The organism is Neobacillus sp. CF12, assembly GCF_030348765.1.
Classification (GTDB): Bacteria; Bacillota; Bacilli; order Bacillales; family Cytobacillaceae; genus Neobacillus.
This window is the reverse complement of sequence record NZ_JAUCEU010000007.1, coordinates 1,027,661-1,044,728: the sequence shown is the minus strand read 5'-3', so window position 1 is coordinate 1,044,728 and position 17,068 is coordinate 1,027,661. Positions and strand designations below refer to the sequence as shown.

Genomic DNA, 17,068 nt, shown 5'->3' with positions numbered 1-17,068 from the left:
TAATTTTTCGTAATAGAATTAACCAAATCATCATGCTATTACTAGGAGGAATTATAATGTCAAACTCTCAAACTATAGAAAAAATCGAACAGCAAATGTTCTTAGATGTTATCCGTGAACGCCGATCTGTCCGTGTATACGATCCATCCGTGCAAATTTCACGTGAAGAAATGACGGAAATGCTAGAGCTCGCAACCTTAGCTCCATCGTCTTCAAACCTGCAGCCATGGCGTTTTCTCGTTATCGATAAACCAGAGTTGAAGGAAAAGCTTTTGCCTATCGCGTTTAACCAACAACAAGTAGTGGAAGCATCTGCCGTGATTGCGGTCCTTGGCGATGTGAAAAGCTACGAGAAAGCTGAAAAAATTTATGGACAAGCTGTTGAAGCAGGATTTATGCCGGTAGATACGGCTGCCTCATTCATCGAACGAACTGTCGGTATGTACTCAAACCTGTCTCCTGAAGTAGCTCGCCAAATCGTATTTACAGATGGCGGACTTATCTCAATGCAGCTTATGCTTGTCGCACGATCCAAAGGGTACGACACGGTCCCAATGGGAGGATACGATAAAGCGAAGTTCGTTGAAGCGTTCGGAATTTCCGAGCAGTTTGTGCCGGTCATGCTCATAGCGATCGGAAAAGCAGCGAAACCGGGACATCCTACTACACGTCTTCCGATTGAGGATGTAGCGTTCTTTAACGAAATGCCAACGGAATAAGCATGACATCATGCAAAAGAAAAGAAGTATTTAAAATCAAAATTTAAAATCTTTATTCTATCCCCCGTTCTTTTTTTGAACGGGGTAATATGTGTTTGAGGTTTTAAAATTAATTCGAAAACACACCCTCTTTTATAAATGAGGGTTATGGATAAACCAATGATATTTATTATTCGGATGCAAACAATTTAAGCTCTTCCTTATCGTTAGGAAAAATTATAGTTCCTTCAAATTTCATCCCGATTTTTTCAAGCAGCTTGGAGGAACCATGATTATCCATAGATGTTATGGCCAAGATTCGCTTAAGATGCAGTTGTTCATGCCCATACTTAAGAGTAGCTGAGGCTGACTCAAATCCATAACCTTGTGTTTGATATTTTGATAGAAAAGCAAAGCCGATATCAGGATATTCTAATGTATCTCTTTTTAACAAACCGCAAATGCCGATGGGGGTCCTTCCTTGCTTACATTCAACCAGATAAAGACCAAAGCCCAGTTGGGAATACATATTTAAGGGGCCAGTTAAAATATAGTTTTTTGCATCTTCTACCGTTCGGACACCTTTATCTCCGATATAACGTATCCAAGAAGGTTCATTTAAAAGTTCGAGTATAAACGCTGCATCATCTGTTGTTAACCAACGAAGAGTTAATCGTTCTGTTTCAAGTACATTCAAGTAATAAGCACCTCAATCATGTGATATTGCTATTATGATCTGTGTTAGCTAAATAGATATTTTCAATTCTATCTATATTATTGAGAAATTTTCAATATGTAAATCTTGCAAAGATTAGAGAGCAATAATTGGGCTAGAGCATAACTTATTAAAAAATAACTGCTCTTTGAACCCAGACAGTGCTCTCACTGTTTGGGATATTTCTTTTATAGATAAGTGTAACCTATAGGCCTTTTTCATGTATAGTAGAGTAGAACTTAATAATGCAGAAGGAAACGTTGTGATTTTTTTAATAGAAGTGGGGGATATTGATGACAAGAATTATTTTAACGACTGAGAGTGGTGCGGATTTACCAGTTGAATTAGCTGATAAACATAATGTACAAGTTGTCCCGATGCATGTAATTATGGCTGGAGAAGATTATTTGGATGGTTCGTTACCTGTAACAGATATTTATGACTATTACGAGCGGACAAAGAAAATACCTTCTACAACGTCTACCAATTCCCATGAATATCTTGAATTTTTCACGAAGATTAAAACTGATTTTCCTGATTGCGTCATTATACATATTGGTTATACGTCAAAAGCATCATCATCCTTCCAAAATGCGGTCATAGCTACGGAAGAAATGAAGGATATTTTTCTCATTGATGCATTAAATGTTACTGGTGGATTAACTGCTATCGTGATGTATGCGGTGACCTTATTAGAGAATGAACCTTCGATTGACCCTGTTCGTCTAGTAAAGAGTATTGAATCAAAGGTTCCAAAATCAAGACTGGCTTTCGTTCCTGGAAGTTTAGAGTTTTTAAGAGCAGGTGGAAGAGTTAGTAATCTAGCTTATCTCGGAGGGGCATTGTTAAAAATAAAGCCACGGATTGAATTAATCGATGGAAATCTTGTTTCAACAAAGAAATATCGTGGCAAAATGGAGGTAGTTTCAGAAAAACTCATGCGAGATTATTTAGAACAATATGACATAGATAGAGGACAACTTTACCTGCTTTACTCTATCGGATTAGATGAAGAGATCATGCAGGGGATGGATATTATTGCAAAAGAAGCTGGCTTCCATAATGTAAATTGGATTCAAGCCGGTTCCATGATATCTACACATGCTGGACCTGGCGGAGTTGGAATTGCTGGTTTGGAAGTTTAGGAAGTGTAATGCCAGTGATTAGCTCCATATTTTTAAAAATGAAAGGCTGATTATATGAAGGTTGCAATTTTTGATTTTGATGGAACATTATTTCCTGAAGAGACGTTCCCGCTTTTGATGGGGCATTTAAAGAATCATCCGATCCATTCTCAGAAGTATCGAAATTTCTTCGTTAGGATTTTACCGATTTACCTAGCATATAAATGCAAACTTTATCCCGAACAAAAAATGAAAGAGTATTCTATGCGCTCCTACATAGCTGCTTTTGGATCGTCTCCAAAAGAAGAAATTGAGCTGTTTTTTTCTCAAATAGGCGGAATCATGAGTCAAAACCTTAGTGAATCCATGTTACATAGACTGGAACAACATAAAAAAGATGGCTATTATACGATGCTGGTGTCAGGAGCATATGAGCCACTCCTAAACTCAGTCACAAAAAATATTAACTTCGACTGCGTGATTGGAAGTAATATTCCGTTCAATGATGAAAAACTGAGTAAGAAGGCAACCGTAAACTATATATACGGTGAGCGAAAAACAGAATTTATTAATGCACATCTGTCTAATTCAGACATTGACTGGGAAAATAGCTTTGCCTATGGGGATAGTTATACAGATTTAAATGTTCTTGAATTAGTAGGAAATCCTGTTGCTGTAAACCCAGAACCTCGGCTTTTTGAGGTAGCTAATCATAAAAAATGGGAAATCATAAAGTAAAAAAAGTGCCAAGTTCCAGTCCTTAATGCTGGTGCCTGGCACTTTTTATTTTTTTACTTAAAATGTATTCAGTTGTTCATCTTCAGTTCACAATCCAATTATAAACTTAGGATGTGAAAAAGCGATTGGAGGAATTAAGATGAATATGGCTTTGAAAGAAATGAAGAAAAATAAGGTAAGATTTTTGATTTTAGGTTCGATTGTATTTTTGGTTAGTTTATTAACGTTTATTATATCTGGTTTGGCAAATGGATTGTCACAAGACAATGCTGCATTAATTAAAGATTTGCCCGAGGGAAAATTTTATATGGCTAAAAATAGTGATCAAACAATTAACCTCTCGAGAATTGATCCGATTGTCCAGAATGTAATTTTAAATAAAGAAAAAGATGCAGTTGCATTTTCAATTCAAATGGGGTTTTTGAATAATGATGATTCCAAGCAACAAAGTGTTGCATTTGTAACTTCAACTGACTCCTATTTATTTACGAATGTCAAAAAAGGAGAAATCGTATTAGATCGGTCTTTGGAAGATAAGGGGATAAATATTGGAGATACCTTAACGAATAATCAGTACAGCGGCTCATTTTTTGTAAAAGGTTTTGTGGACAAAAAGAAATTCAGCCATGCACCTGTTGCATTTATCAATCGCGAAGACTACCACGAAATGTACCGAAGTAATGAAATGCAACTGATATTCGTACCGGGAGAAAATTCATCTGAGTCAATGACTGGTTTAGAATTATTTTCTAAAAATCAGTTCCTTAATACAATATCCAGTTACAAAGCTGAGCAGACCTCACTAAATATGATTGTCTGGTTTTTAGTTGTCATTTGCGGAATGTTATTCGGGATCTTTTTCTATATGATGAACGTCCAAAAAATGGGTTTATACGGTATCTTAATGGCAATCGGGGTGAAAACAAGAACACTGTTTACTATGATGTGGACACAATTGATCGTTATTACAGCCATTGCATTAGCTATTTCCATTACGCTTAGTCAGGTTGTTAACTTGATTGCACCTGAAGGATTGCCTTTTCGTTTGACCCTAGAAACAACCGTACAATTATCCTTAGTCTTCTTATTGATTGCTTTTATCGGGGCTACGATATCAGGATTACAGATTAAAAAAGTCGAACCATTACAAGCAATCCAACAAGGAGAGGTTTAGTATGACAATATTTACAATCGATCAAGTTAGAAAAACGTTTAAAAATGGTGAGGTAGAAGAAGAAGTACTAAAAGGAGTCAATCTTTCTCTTAAAGAAGGTGAGCTAACGGCATTGGTTGGTGCTTCTGGATCTGGAAAGAGTACTCTTTTAACCATTGCGGCAGGGCTTCAACAAGCATCATGTGGGCAAGTGGTATTTGAAGGTGAAAATATGACTACCATGAATGGAGAACAAGTTCGGGAAATTCGAGCAAGTAAATTTGGTTTTGTTTTTCAATTCGCCCATTTGGTTCCTTTTCTCACAGTAGAAGAGCAATTAATGCTAATGTTGGATGTATCAGAATCTAAATTAAAGAAACGAGAACAAAAAAAGGAAATTGACAAAATTCTAGAATTAGTAGGAATGAACCATCGGAAAGATGCCTATCCAGCAACATTATCAGGTGGGGAAAAGCAGCGGGTTGCCATTGCTCGAGCCATTATCCATAAACCTAAGGTTCTGTTCGCAGATGAGCCGACTGCGAGCCTGGATTCAAAAAGGTCAAAAGATTTGATGACGATCATTCGTGATTTAACGAAAGCGCTAAAACTTACAACACTAATGGTGACGCATGACCAGGAAATGCTTATGTATGCAGATTGTATCATTAAGATGAGTGATGGAAAGGTTTTGCATAGTCAAACTTAGATTTCAAAGTTGGTTATAATGAATAGAATAGCATTTACCGGGGGAGAAAACCTCAATGACAACTATTTTAATTGTTGATGACGACATGATTATATTAAATCTAATCAACATTCAATTAACGAATCAAGGCTACACTGTAGTACAAGCAAAAGATGGGATTGAAGCCTTGGAAATATTAAAAAAGGTAACTTGTGATTTAGCGGTTGTCGATGTGATGATGCCATTCATGGATGGCTTTGAACTAACAAGGGAAATTCGAAAGCAATACAAAATTCCAGTTCTCCTATTAACCGCAAAAAGCCAAATCGAGGATAAGGAGCAAGGATTTCTAGCTGGAACAGATGATTACTTGGTTAAACCCTTTGAACCAAAGGAATTACTCTTTCGAATAAAAGCATTGTTACGCCGATATGACCATCAAATAGAACAATCCATTATACGTATTGGCAATACAACCATCAATAAAAAAAGCTATGAAGTACAGATAGGAAATCGAACCATGCTTTTACCTTTAAAAGAATTTGAACTCTTAAATTATCTATTTTCTAATCCAAAGCAAGTGTTTTCTAGGGAACACCTAATTGAACAGATTTGGGGTATCGATTATGAAGGGGATGATCGAACCGTAGATGTTCATATAAAAAGAGTAAGGGAACGTTTTTCTAAATTAAGCGATGATTTTCAGATAAAAACAGTACGTGGGGTTGGCTATTTTTTGGAGGTCAAACGGGTATGAGAACTCTTTATGTGAAATTTATTGTCATAACAACTGGAATGATGTTGATCAGCTTCATCATTGCTTTTCTAATCTCAAATACGTATTACCACCAAAAAATTAAGCCAGTTAATGATCAAAAAAACACAATGGTTGCACAAAACATTGCCACGTTTGCGAAAGAACATCCAGAGATCATCCTAGAAGACTATTTGGAAAACCTTTCTGCCGTTGGATACCAACTTTATTTAGTCGATAACCTTGGGTATGAGAAGTTTTTTGGTGAACCTTTCAGAGATAAAAATCTTCCCATTTCAACGAAAGATCTTGTATTAAATGGTGAAATTTTTCATGGTATTCTTCAATTTCCACGGGAAACGTTTGTCACAGGTTTTTTTGCCAATGAACTCAGGAACAGTATAGGTGTTCCATTAGAACATAACGGTAAAAACTATGCTCTTTTTATAAGACCAGATATCAAATTTCTATTTAGCGAGATGCATGTTTTATTAGGATGGATCCTGCTATTAGCGATTATTTTGACCATCGTAATGGTTCTGATAAATACAAGATATCTAATAAAACCTATTTCTACACTAACGAAAGCAACAGAATCACTAGCAAAAGGAAAATATAATGTGGAACTCGATAGTAATCGTGATGATGAGTTAGGGCAGCTTTCCCGTAGTTTTTTACAAATGGCAAGAAAGTTAGAACAAATGGAGGATATGAGAAAGGAATTTATCTCAAATATCTCACATGATATCCAATCACCTCTCTCGAATATTAAGGGTTATACGAATCTTTTAGATAATGATTTACTAAGCAAAGAAGATCGAAGGCAATATGTGACCATCATAAATGGTGAAATCAAAAGGCTTTCTTCCTTAACGAAACAACTATTACTACTTGCTTCATTAGATAGAAATGAGGATGTAATGAAGAAAAAGGCTTTTAATATTGGTGAGCAAATTAAGGGATTAATCCGGAATTATCAATGGGCAATCAATGAAAATGGATTAATGCTTAGTTACTCCCTGCCTGATATCGAAATTGTCGGAGACCCTTCTTTACTGAATACGGTTTGGGATAATCTTTTATCAAACGCTATTAAATATAATAAACCGAATAGCAGTATAGAGATATCATTAGAAGAAAGAGGAAAATCGATTTTCGTGACATTTGGTGATACTGGATTAGGGATGAGTGATGCTGAAGTCGATAAAATATTTGACCGCTTTTACCGGGCAGATAAAGCTCGAACCAGAAGTGTTGAGGGGACTGGATTGGGTTTGTCGATTGTTGCAACCATTGTTAAATTGCATGGCGGGCAAATTGCTGTAGAGAGTCAAGAGAATATAGGGTCTACATTTATAATTGAATTACCCGTTAAGTAGAAAATTTATCAAAATATCCACCATTGGAGAACAATGTGCCAGGCACCTTTCAATTTTTTGGGTGTCCGGTACTTTTTGTTTAATCCAAAAGCAATTAGTAAACAATAATTAACAATTAAATACTATTTACTCCAAAATAGAATTTTCAATAGTATAATAGATATATAGGTAGTACTATAGTGTAGATTCAGAAGAATCATTTTGGAGGAAGTCTAGTGAAAGAAAATATCTTTTTGATTGGTCTTGGTTTAATTGGCGGATCGATTGCTTTAGCGATTAAAAACAGTCATGATTGTCATTTAATTGGTTATGACATAAATGAAGAACGGGCAGGGCTTGCGCTTTCTCTTGAGGTAGTCGATGAGTATGTGACAAGTATTGAAAGAGGCGTAGGGAAGGCGGATGTCATCTTTATTGCAGCTCCTGTAACGGAAACGGTTGAGATCCTACATAGGCTAGGGAAATCATATATGAAAACAGGTACACTCATCACCGATGTAGGAAGTACCAAAAAGGAAATCGTAGAAACGGCGCATAAAGTCTTGCCTAATTCCGTTGACTTTGTTGGCGGGCACCCAATGGCCGGCTCACATAAAAGTGGGGTAGAAGCGTCAAAAGCGGACCTTTTTGAAAATGCCTTTTATGTGATTACACCCAATGAACAAACGTCTCCTGAAGCAATCCAAAGACTTGAAACTATACTTCAGGGTACAAGATCTAAATTTATAAAAATGAGCCCAGAACAACACGATCATGTCGCTGGTGTCATCTCTCATTTCCCGCATATTATTGCATCAAGTTTAGTTCAACATGCTGAATATTTTCACCATGAAACACCAATCATTCAAGATTTGGCAGCAGGTGGATTTAAGGATATCACACGAATTGCCTCTTCTAATCCTAAAATGTGGAGTGACATTCTGATTCATAACCGAGAACCAATCCTGCACCAATTTGATGTGTGGATGAAACAGATGAATGATATTAGAGAAAGTATTCGGAAAGCTGCCAAAGACGAGATTTATTATTTCTTTGAGCATGCCAAAGAATTTAGAGATGAATTTTCTGCTCATAAAAAAGGCGGCCTAGACGCTTATTTCGACTTATTTGTTGATATTCCGGACTCACCAGGGGTATTAGCGGAAATTACTAGTCTATTAGCGAAAAATGGTATTAACATTACCAACTTAGAAATTATTGAAAGTCGTGAAGATATATATGGAGTACTGCGTATCAGTTTCCGTAATCATCCCGATCGTGAAAAAGCAGATAACTTGATAGCAAATTTATATGAAACATTTATCATTGAATGATGTCGAAACCGCTCCCTCCACAGGGGGCATTTTAATTCCATTCTTTATCCATTGGAAATTACCACGAAATACGGTATAATTTATACCTATTGCTTTTTATTGAATCTACTAATCAAATATAAAAAATTCCGCAATTAGCGGTGGAGGTTGTAGCACCCCTCGGTAAAAAAACTAAGAAGAAGCAGCACTTCTATCTTGGGGTGCTGTTTTTTCCTATTTAGAAAGGGGTTTACTTAAGATGTTAAGAGATGAAAAAGCAATTGTGGTGTTTAGTGGCGGGCAGGATAGCACCACTTGTTTATTTTGGGCGTTAAAAAACTTTAAAGAAGTAGAAGCTGTTACATTCGACTACAATCAAAGACACAGTCTAGAGATTGAATGTGCGAAGGATATTGCCAATGAACTTGGTGTCAAACACCATATTTTAGACATGTCGTTGTTAAATCAACTGGCTCCGAATGCATTAACTCGTTCGGATATTGAAGTAACTGACGGCGGGGAGGGGGAACTTCCATCCACCTTTGTCCCAGGAAGAAACCTATTATTTCTAACGTTTGCTGGCGTTTTGGCACGTCAGATTGGTGCAAAGCATTTAATTACCGGTGTTTGTGAAACAGATTTCAGCGGCTACCCAGATTGTCGTGATGTCTTTATCAAATCGTTGAATGTTACCCTAAATCTATCAATGGACGACCAATTCGTGATTCATACCCCATTAATGTGGTTAGACAAAGCAGAAACATGGGGATTAGCAGATGAATTAGGGGCATTTGAATACGTACGAGAAAAAACATTAACATGCTATAACGGAATCATTGCCGATGGTTGTGGCGAATGCCCAGCTTGTGTCTTAAGAAAAAGAGGGCTGGATGAATATCTAAAAGCAAAATAAGCAAAAAGGAAATAGAAAGCAGGGGGAAAAAATGAGAATTCTTTTATATTTAATTTCAATAATCGCCGCGAACGTTGTAACGGCGGCATTTGCACCATTAACACTAGGTGTATTCATTGTTCCAATGGGAACATTGCTTATCGGAGCAACATTTATCTTCCGTGACTTGGTTCAGAACAAATACGGAAGAAAGAAAACGTATATGTTCATTGGAACAGCGTTATTTTTATCAGCAGTTGTTTCTGCTTTATTAGGGGATACATTAATCATCGTATTGGCATCCGCCATCTCATTTGCGATTGCTGAAACAACCGATACAGAGATTTATACAAGATTAAACCTGCCAATGAGTTTGCGCGTTCTGTATAGTGGAATCGTCGGTGGTTTACTTGATTCTGCGATTTTCGTCGTGATTGGTCTAAGCCCGCTAGGTGCAAACTTTCTACCATGGGAAGCCGTACCAGCAGCAATCTTAGGTCAAGTCATTGTTAAAACGATCATTCAAGGAATTGCAGCACTGATCATTCACCAAACCAATAACATGACAAATAAAACAGTTTCTAATTAAGGAAAGAAAAGCTCCAGAACCTTGAAAATGAGGGTTTGGGGCTTTTTTTTAGATTTTTTAAGGTTAAACCCTAAAGATCGTCCAACTACTCCTTATCAACTACTCTTTATCGGACCCAGGCTTTGCATCTTGATTAGACTCATTAGACTGTTCCTCTATCTTAATTTGCTCTGTTTCTTCATCCTGTTTTGGAAAATCATACTTTATATCCAACAGAATGATTATACTTAGGAATACTGCGGAAGCAACGGCAATGGTTCTTGCTGAAATGGATTTATTCTTATTTAGAAGAATTAATAATAATATTGTAAGCAATGTTACGCCAAATACCACATAGCCAAGATAGAAGTTATTACTATTTGTAATAAGAGGAACATTCATCCCTAAAATTCCAGTCGCAATGGATGCAGGCAATAGGAAAAACGTGATTGTTTGAAAGATATTATTTTGCTTTTCCTGTTCCTCTCTTGCCGATTCTTTCTCCTTCATCTCTTGTTCATACACTAGGGATTCAATTACTTGATGGAAAGCTTCTGCTTTAGGCGATAGTTCTTGCTGCATTTCTGGTATCCGAAGTGCCTTAATAAGCTGTACATATATTTCGTTGTAATGACTATGGTAGGATACTTGTTCATAGTAACCATGAACGGTGAATTTTAATGTTTCTGCATAAAAATCACGTGTGCGTTTTAGCTCTTTATCTCGTTCTTCCTTATTAAGTTCCTCACCTGAATAGACAGAAGACTGGAACAGTATATCTGTTGAGCGGATTGTGAAATAAAGAAGACTATACTTTTGAAGCAATCCCAAAACGTACATAAAGTAAAAATTCGTTTCACGTTTCGTTTTAAAAGAACCGTCAAAAAATTTCATCGCTTGTTCATCTTTAATTGTATAAACAATGTTTGATGCGCCTTCAGACGAAAAATTCCACATAATATTGTCAAACGGACGTAGAATATCCTCGACTTTTACATCTTTATAATACGTCTCCCGGTAGCCGTGACTAATTTTGTAAACTTTATTTGCAATCATTAATTCAAAATTCTTACGTGTTCCTGCGGTTGCGTCTATTTCTTCAGGAGGTTGAATGAATGTTGATGTATATAATAATGCATGGTGACCAACCTTTTTCTGATTCGTAAAACTATGTACTTCACCAAGTTCTTTTAAGAGACCGTTTGTTAAGTCTGTCCATTTTACTTTTATAGGAACCAAGGTTGGTTTGGCGGGTTCCTCCTCAGTAAAGTGTTCATTGTTTTGAATGGCTGCATCTCTACGCATAAAGTATTCTTTCCTTCGAAGAACCTGTTCAGGATCTTGGATAGCAGCAACCAAAAATCCCTTATTGGCAATCTGCAGCTTACGCAAATAATACATCGCCCATTCATAATTCTCAACAGTTTGTGTAAGAGACTCCTTCTCACCATTCTTGATTTCGTATAATTCAATAACCTTTAAATCATAAACGAGAAACCCAACTTTCATTTCACTTACAAGCAAATGGACATTCTCAATTTTAAAACGAATGTATTTTTGTAAGGGGGAGTTCTTCTTCCCCTCAACAAGATATTCATATTCCGTTTCCTTGAAGGGTAATGGTACATCTTTTTTTTGATAGGAATCATGATATAGGATTTCATCACTTAGATTCCAGTCAATTTGAAAGGACTTACCAATTTGATTGTGGAATGAAGGGTCTTTTTCCTTCAAAAACATGAGATTATCGATATGATCGTAAAACATTTCTTTTGTAAAGGTTAAGGGTCTAAACCCTATTGGGTTATGAATCTCTGAGAAACCCTTTTCAAAATAAAAGGGCTCTATTCGATATGTAATCGAAGAGTCTTCAATTAATAAAACGTCCTGCATAAAATCCTCCTAATTGCCTAGTGTATCCTTATTAATAATACCAAATATTTAGAGATTGAGTTTATTAAAGTAACAATTTTATATCTATTTTCTCTTCTTCGCGAAGGCCGGTATACTGCCACTGTAAGGCAGTGTCCGGCCTATTTTTGTAACTTACACTTGACTTAATGTATAGTTTGCTTTACATTAAGTATAACAAGTTTAACTTTTAGTAAAATTAATTATACAAGGAGGTGCTAATCATGACTTATCAAGAAAAGAAAAGTATCGTATCCGTAATTACTGCTATTCTCATTTTCGTCTCTTATTGTTTGTACATGTACCCGCAGTACCCAGGAGGAGGTGTGGAGTCAAGTGAAGTTTTCCGTTATTGGGGTTCATTCGTCCTTTTCCTGACTTTGTTTTCAATTGTTGCTCATATCATTATCAGCATTATTTTTAATATTGTATTTAGAATGACCACCAATGAAAAAGAACCTACATTTGCTGATGAATTAGATAAATTAATTGACTTGAAAGCAAACCGAAATTCATTTTTTGTGTTTGTCATCGGTTTTCTTTTTGCAATGGGTTCGCTGGTCTTCTATCAACCGTCACAGGTAATGTTCATTATTCTGATTACTTCAGGTTTCATTTCAGATGTAACCGGCTCGGTTACAAAACTATATCACTATCGGAGAGGAGTGTAAAAATGGGTAAAAATCTTGTCGGCAATCACATCCGTAAATTACGATTCAACCATGATGAAATGACACAGCAGCAGTTGGCTGACAAGGTGGGAGTAACTAGACAAACCATCGTCGCTCTCGAAAAGGGAAACTACTCCCCATCACTGGAACTAGCTTTTCGCATCGCTCATGCCTTTAACTTACCATTGGAAGAGGTATTCTTTTATGGAGATAACACAAAGCAGTAAGAACGATTAATGCTTAATGTTTTTTGAATTTATTATGTTAGGGGATAAAGACATGAATTCAAACAGAAAAGCTGCAAAAATTGTGGGAGTACTGTTTATACTTGCTGCTGTTACAGCGGTGATAGGTCTAAATTTATACGATCCTATCTTAAACGGCCCCGATTATCTTATTGAAGGTTCCCAACACGCCAACCAAGTGATATTAGGAGCATTAATGGAATTAATACTGGTTGTTTCCGCGATTGGTACTGCAACAACCATGTTTCCATTGTTAAGACAGTATGATGAAACCATAGCCTTATGGCATGTTTGCTTCAGGTTTCTTGAAGCGATTATTATTACAGTCGGTATAATCAGTATGTTGTCCCTCTTAACCTTAAGCCAGGAATTTGTAGCAGCAGGAGCCCCAGATCCCTCATCATTTCACTCTTCAGGTATCATATTAAAGGCAGTACATGACTGGACATTTATGCTTGGCCCCCTATTTATGTTGGGGATAAACACGGTGATGTATAGTTATATATTTTATAAAACCAGACTTGTACCCAGATTTATATCGATCCTTGGTATGACAGGATCAACTTGTGTTTTCGTTTGTTCTTTGTTCGTAATGTTTGGTGTGTTTCCTCAAATTTCTTTTTGGGGTGCTATTTTGGCTGTGCCAGTAGCAGCTAATGAAATGATTTTAGCTGTATGGCTTATCACTAAAGGATTTAATGAAAATGCGATTGCTTCCATATCTGCAAAAAGGAAAATTAAAACACAAGAGTTTACCTCAATGTAAGGAATCTAATATGAAAATAGATTAAATTTGAAAACGATAAGAATTCTCGGCCGAGTTCGCGTTTCCTTATCATTCCAATTAAGAATCTATTATCCTAACGGGTTCAAGAGTTAAGGGTTCAGCTGCCAATTAGGCGGCTTTTTTTAATGCAATAAACACAGCACGAGATAGGATGAATGAGTTCATGGTTTAACTTTTCGTTGAATAAAGATGTAATAGAGAAGATTAGAAATATGACATTCCTTAAGAGGACCCTTCGCATAAAAAAAAGAGGAGATTGATAAAAATGTAGTATTGCAATATATTTACATATCCTGTTATAGTTAGTGTAATATTACACTAATTGGGGTGATTTTGATGGAGCCTTCACAATTAAAAAGTAATAAACAGGTAATACATAAAAACCCATGGTTTCTTGGAATTCTATTATGTATTTTTGTTGTCTCCGTGTTAGCAAGCATTCCGATTGAAAAAAGAAAATACGGGCTCTCACAGAGCAATTTGACAACAGATTATACTGGTCTGCTCCCTGAACGGATAAAAAAAATAGTAAAAGCAGGAGATCGGTCCGAAATACAAGAAATGGTGAAGGAAGCGAATGAAATGGGTTATCATATTTCCATAGCTGGACTTCAGCATTCGCAAGGCGGACATACCTATTACAAGGATAACGTAGTATTGGATATGAAGACATTCAATAAAGTCCTAGAAATAGATAAACAGAATCAGACGATAAAAGTAGAAAGTGGAGCTAGTTGGGAAGAAGTTCAGGAAGCGATTCAACCGTATGGGCTCGCTTTAAAAGTCACACAGTCACAGTCGATTTTTACTATAGGTGGATCACTCTCCGTTAATGCTCATGGCCGGGATATCCGCTTTGGCCCTATGGCTGGAACAGTTAGGGAAATGACGATTCTCACTCCGACAGGGGAGATTAAAACAGTAACTCGGAATGACTCTGAGGAATGGATGAAGTATGTGTTTGGGGGATATGGCTTATTTGGCGTTATTTTAGATGTGACGTTAGAACTAACGGAAAATGACGTTTACACGATCCATACAGAAGAACTTAAAACAAATGAGTATGAAGACTATTTTGCAAATCTGATAAGAAATGATGATACATCCATGCATTATGCAAGAGTAAGTGTTGCACCGAATTCATTTTTGGACGAAATGTATGTCATAGATTACATAAAGACTGGAAAAGTGGATCATAAAACGCCGCTTAAAAAAGAGCGCGGTGCCCGGATTGGTAAGTTGGCATTGGATATTGGCCGGCAAGGCGGGAGCCTAGAGGATCTTTTCTGGGAAAATCAAAAATTGCTGATTAAGTCACTCGATGGCGACGAGGTTACGCGAAATAATGCAATGCGCGGGAATTCTGCATTTATGGAATTTACAAAACCTGGTCGGGTAGAAGTACTGCAAGAGTTCTTCATTCCAGTGGAGCATTATGAAGAATACATGAGTGATTTAAAAAGAATTCTCCCACCTAATGATAAAAATGATGATTTTAAAATTCATAACATTACGGTTCGTTATGCTGCAAAGGATGACTACACATATTTGAATTATGCGAAAGAAGATATGTTTGGACTCGTCATCTTAATCCAACATGGGTTAAAGGAAAAAGAGATTCATAATGCGAAAACAATTATTCAAGAATGGACGGATTTAACACTCAAGCACGGAGGCGGATATTACCTCCCATATTATCATTATCAATCAAAAGAACAATTTAGAAAATCTTATCCATCGTGGGAAATGTTTCAGGAAGAGAAATTAATAAGAGATCCAAATGGTGTTTTTCAAAACATCTTCTATGACTATTACTTTTAATGAAGGAGACTCGGATGAAGATTATAAGTGAACGTTATGTCCCCTTGGTTGTCTCCGTCGGTCAGGTTGTCATTTTTCCATATTATATCCTTTGGTTAAAAGAAGTTTCATTGACATTAACCTTATTTACCTGGTTTTTTGCTGCTTTTTCATTTAGTGCTGCCCTGGGATATCGTCTTTTCCAGGTTGGAAAAAAGCCTGCTGATTCGTTTATTCCATACATTTACATGGGGATGGGTTGTGTTTATATATTAGTAGGCTATATTACTAGTACATTTGAAGTTCTTCCTTATATTGCTCTTTTTTTTCAGGTAATTTTGGGATTATTACAAGGGTACCATCACGCATGGCATATAGAGCAGAAATCTTTCCGTTTACATGCAATTAATCACTATCTCCTTGTTGGGATAATTATGATAGGGCTTTCTAGTGTAAAAATAATATCCCCGATAAGCTTCATTTCTACTTTTGGGGCTATTTTATTCATTTGCGGGATGGGGTTACTAATCAAGAAAAGTAAGGACAGTAGTGTTTCAAATTGAGGTAGTGAGTATTCGTATTCAAATAAAGCTTATAGTTTTTACCACTGTGGGGGAGGATTGAAATGATAATAGATTGCCATTTTCATGTAGATGAAACCATGCTGACTCTTGAAAAAATGATAGAAGGTATGGACCAAAATGGAGTTAATAAAACGGTGCTGATTGCACCTATGAATGAAACCATGTTTGAGCTGGATAGCCGATACCAACATAATTTGCAGAGTTTTTTCCGTTTTTTAATCTTAAATGTGCCGCAATTGGGCCTTCCAATTTATAATGGGTTGGTAAAGGAAGGATATTTTAATCTATATGGTTCTTCATACAAGATTTTTTGTAAACCCAATAATGATATCGTTGCAGCAGCAATTGAACGATTCTCGGACCGTTTTCTGGGGTGGGCTGCCGTGAACCCACTAATTCCTGATTCAGTTGATGAACTAGAATCCTATATTACTAACCCTGGTTTCATTGGTGTGAAAGCCCATCCGTTTATGCATCAATATAGTATCAAGTCCCTTGACCAGGTTGCTGCACTTTGTGAAACAAAAGGCATTCCTATCATCATTCACCTTTCATCCGAACCATACTCGTATCAATATTTACCCGAAACATACCCTAAACTTAAAATAATTTACGCTCACGCTGGACTTCCTTTTTGGAAAAAACTATGGAAATACGTGAAAGATAAACCTAATGTCTATGTTGACACATCAAGTGACTATCTTACTCCGGCGATTGTAAAGAGAGCAGTAAATGTTCTAGGATATCAGAAAGTGCTATATGGCTGCGACGGACCTTATGGAATGCAAAAATTCAATGAATATGACTATTCAGTAAAGAAAAATTGGGTAGAATCTCTTGATATTCCTGATCAGCAAAAAGAATATATACTGGGTAAAAACTTTTTAGCATTGATTGGTGAGAGTCCATCAGAGCTTTAAAGGCATTAAACACCAATAAAGCGAAGGGTGGTTAAAGATTATATTTACGAGTTTTGATTATTGGATGAACCCATATAGTTGGAATGTAAAACACTTCAAGATAAGTACTTCTGTTAGAAGGAAATTTCAAGAAGTGATTTTTTGTAGAA

The 17,068-nt window shown here is 36.5% G+C and carries 18 protein-coding genes; 16 read left to right on the top strand and 2 right to left on the bottom strand.

Annotated features, from left to right (window positions below; genetic code table 11):
• Nucleotides 1-56 precede the first annotated feature (56 nt).
• Nucleotides 57-719: a nitroreductase family protein gene (locus QUG14_RS05255; RefSeq protein ID WP_289339471.1), complete on the top strand. Its 663-nt coding sequence runs from the start codon at nucleotides 57-59 to the stop codon at nucleotides 717-719.
• 169 nt (nucleotides 720-888) lie between these two features.
• Here QUG14_RS05255 and QUG14_RS05250 read toward each other — a convergent pair whose 3' ends face one another.
• On the bottom strand, nucleotides 889-1,395 hold the full coding sequence (locus QUG14_RS05250; RefSeq protein ID WP_289339470.1) for a GNAT family N-acetyltransferase: 507 nt from the start codon (nucleotides 1,393-1,395) through the stop codon (nucleotides 889-891).
• 311 nt (nucleotides 1,396-1,706) lie between these two features.
• On the opposite strand from QUG14_RS05250, the gene QUG14_RS05245 reads away from it, so the two are divergent.
• The 9 genes from QUG14_RS05245 to QUG14_RS05205 all read left to right on the top strand — a co-directional run bounded on the left by QUG14_RS05245 (nucleotide 1,707) and on the right by QUG14_RS05205 (nucleotide 10,022).
• Nucleotides 1,707-2,558, top strand: coding sequence for a DegV family protein (locus QUG14_RS05245; RefSeq protein WP_289339469.1), 852 nt, complete (start codon nucleotides 1,707-1,709; stop codon nucleotides 2,556-2,558).
• Nucleotides 2,559-2,612: 54 nt separating this feature from the next.
• The gene (locus tag QUG14_RS05240) at nucleotides 2,613-3,275 is read left to right on the top strand and encodes an HAD family hydrolase (RefSeq protein ID WP_289339468.1); all 663 of its coding nucleotides are present in this window, start codon (nucleotides 2,613-2,615) and stop codon (nucleotides 3,273-3,275) included.
• A 139-nt stretch (nucleotides 3,276-3,414) separates the two neighbouring features.
• Nucleotides 3,415-4,449 carry an ABC transporter permease gene (locus QUG14_RS05235; protein WP_289339467.1) on the top strand — a complete coding sequence of 345 codons (1,035 nt, stop codon included), beginning with the start codon at nucleotides 3,415-3,417 and terminating at the stop codon, nucleotides 4,447-4,449.
• Nucleotide 4,450: 1 nt separating this feature from the next.
• Nucleotides 4,451-5,137, top strand: coding sequence for an ABC transporter ATP-binding protein (locus QUG14_RS05230; RefSeq protein WP_289339466.1), 687 nt, complete (start codon nucleotides 4,451-4,453; stop codon nucleotides 5,135-5,137).
• A gap of 55 nt (nucleotides 5,138-5,192) precedes the next feature.
• On the top strand, nucleotides 5,193-5,873 hold the full coding sequence (locus tag QUG14_RS05225; protein ID WP_289339465.1) for a response regulator transcription factor: 681 nt from the start codon (nucleotides 5,193-5,195) through the stop codon (nucleotides 5,871-5,873).
• Nucleotides 5,870-7,249 (top strand): sensor histidine kinase, encoded by a 1,380-nt coding sequence (locus QUG14_RS05220; protein ID WP_289339464.1) that lies wholly within the window; start codon nucleotides 5,870-5,872, stop codon nucleotides 7,247-7,249. Before QUG14_RS05225 ends, QUG14_RS05220 begins: the two co-directional genes overlap by 4 nt.
• Before the next feature lie 215 nt (nucleotides 7,250-7,464).
• Nucleotides 7,465-8,562 (top strand): prephenate dehydrogenase, encoded by a 1,098-nt coding sequence (locus QUG14_RS05215; RefSeq protein ID WP_289339463.1) that lies wholly within the window; start codon nucleotides 7,465-7,467, stop codon nucleotides 8,560-8,562.
• Between the two features lie 238 nt (nucleotides 8,563-8,800).
• A complete protein-coding gene (queC, locus tag QUG14_RS05210; protein ID WP_289339462.1) occupies nucleotides 8,801-9,454 on the top strand; it encodes a 7-cyano-7-deazaguanine synthase QueC in 654 nt (217 codons plus the stop codon).
• A gap of 31 nt (nucleotides 9,455-9,485) precedes the next feature.
• Nucleotides 9,486-10,022, top strand: a complete 537-nt coding sequence (locus tag QUG14_RS05205; protein WP_289339461.1) for a VUT family protein — start codon at nucleotides 9,486-9,488, stop codon at nucleotides 10,020-10,022.
• A 99-nt stretch (nucleotides 10,023-10,121) separates the two neighbouring features.
• Here the strand turns inward: QUG14_RS05205 and QUG14_RS05200 are convergent, their stop codons facing one another.
• Nucleotides 10,122-11,894, bottom strand: a complete 1,773-nt coding sequence (locus tag QUG14_RS05200) for a CorA family divalent cation transporter (protein ID WP_289339460.1) — start codon at nucleotides 11,892-11,894, stop codon at nucleotides 10,122-10,124.
• Between the two features lie 242 nt (nucleotides 11,895-12,136).
• Between QUG14_RS05200 and QUG14_RS05195 the strand changes: the two genes are divergently transcribed.
• The 6 genes from QUG14_RS05195 (at nucleotide 12,137) to QUG14_RS05170 (ending at nucleotide 16,919) form a co-directional block, all read left to right on the top strand.
• Entirely contained in the window at nucleotides 12,137-12,583 is a 447-nt protein-coding gene (locus QUG14_RS05195; RefSeq protein WP_289339459.1) for a hypothetical protein, read from the top strand.
• 2 nt (nucleotides 12,584-12,585) lie between these two features.
• Complete coding sequence (locus tag QUG14_RS05190) at nucleotides 12,586-12,810, top strand: helix-turn-helix transcriptional regulator (protein ID WP_289339458.1); 225 nt, start codon at nucleotides 12,586-12,588, stop codon at nucleotides 12,808-12,810.
• A 52-nt stretch (nucleotides 12,811-12,862) separates the two neighbouring features.
• The gene (locus QUG14_RS05185) at nucleotides 12,863-13,594 is read left to right on the top strand and encodes a DUF4386 domain-containing protein (protein WP_289339457.1); all 732 of its coding nucleotides are present in this window, start codon (nucleotides 12,863-12,865) and stop codon (nucleotides 13,592-13,594) included.
• Nucleotides 13,595-13,951: 357 nt separating this feature from the next.
• Nucleotides 13,952-15,436: an FAD-binding oxidoreductase gene (locus tag QUG14_RS05180; RefSeq protein ID WP_289339456.1), complete on the top strand. Its 1,485-nt coding sequence runs from the start codon at nucleotides 13,952-13,954 to the stop codon at nucleotides 15,434-15,436.
• 14 nt (nucleotides 15,437-15,450) lie between these two features.
• A complete protein-coding gene (locus QUG14_RS05175) occupies nucleotides 15,451-15,978 on the top strand; it encodes a hypothetical protein (protein WP_289339455.1) in 528 nt (175 codons plus the stop codon).
• 62 nt (nucleotides 15,979-16,040) lie between these two features.
• On the top strand, nucleotides 16,041-16,919 hold the full coding sequence (locus QUG14_RS05170) for an amidohydrolase family protein (RefSeq protein WP_289339454.1): 879 nt from the start codon (nucleotides 16,041-16,043) through the stop codon (nucleotides 16,917-16,919).
• Nucleotides 16,920-17,068 lie beyond the last annotated feature (149 nt).

Excerpts from the sequence above, each read along its gene's own strand:
- QUG14_RS05255 (WP_289339471.1), top strand. The coding sequence starts at position 57 with ATGTCAAACTCTCAAACTATAGAAAAAATCGAACAGCAAATGTTCTTA.
- QUG14_RS05245 (WP_289339469.1), top strand. The coding sequence starts at position 1,707 with ATGACAAGAATTATTTTAACGACTGAGAGTGGTGCGGATTTACCAGTT.
- QUG14_RS05240 (WP_289339468.1), top strand. The coding sequence starts at position 2,613 with ATGAAGGTTGCAATTTTTGATTTTGATGGAACATTATTTCCTGAAGAG.
- QUG14_RS05235 (WP_289339467.1), top strand. The coding sequence starts at position 3,415 with ATGAATATGGCTTTGAAAGAAATGAAGAAAAATAAGGTAAGATTTTTG.
- QUG14_RS05230 (WP_289339466.1), top strand. The coding sequence starts at position 4,451 with ATGACAATATTTACAATCGATCAAGTTAGAAAAACGTTTAAAAATGGT.
- QUG14_RS05225 (WP_289339465.1), top strand. The coding sequence starts at position 5,193 with ATGACAACTATTTTAATTGTTGATGACGACATGATTATATTAAATCTA.
- QUG14_RS05220 (WP_289339464.1), top strand. The coding sequence starts at position 5,870 with ATGAGAACTCTTTATGTGAAATTTATTGTCATAACAACTGGAATGATG.
- queC (WP_289339462.1), top strand. The coding sequence starts at position 8,801 with ATGTTAAGAGATGAAAAAGCAATTGTGGTGTTTAGTGGCGGGCAGGAT.
- QUG14_RS05205 (WP_289339461.1), top strand. The coding sequence starts at position 9,486 with ATGAGAATTCTTTTATATTTAATTTCAATAATCGCCGCGAACGTTGTA.
- QUG14_RS05200 (WP_289339460.1), bottom strand. The coding sequence starts at position 11,894 with ATGCAGGACGTTTTATTAATTGAAGACTCTTCGATTACATATCGAATA.
- QUG14_RS05195 (WP_289339459.1), top strand. The coding sequence starts at position 12,137 with ATGACTTATCAAGAAAAGAAAAGTATCGTATCCGTAATTACTGCTATT.
- QUG14_RS05190 (WP_289339458.1), top strand. The coding sequence starts at position 12,586 with ATGGGTAAAAATCTTGTCGGCAATCACATCCGTAAATTACGATTCAAC.
- QUG14_RS05185 (WP_289339457.1), top strand. The coding sequence starts at position 12,863 with ATGAATTCAAACAGAAAAGCTGCAAAAATTGTGGGAGTACTGTTTATA.
- QUG14_RS05180 (WP_289339456.1), top strand. The coding sequence starts at position 13,952 with ATGGAGCCTTCACAATTAAAAAGTAATAAACAGGTAATACATAAAAAC.
- QUG14_RS05175 (WP_289339455.1), top strand. The coding sequence starts at position 15,451 with ATGAAGATTATAAGTGAACGTTATGTCCCCTTGGTTGTCTCCGTCGGT.
- QUG14_RS05170 (WP_289339454.1), top strand. The coding sequence starts at position 16,041 with ATGATAATAGATTGCCATTTTCATGTAGATGAAACCATGCTGACTCTT.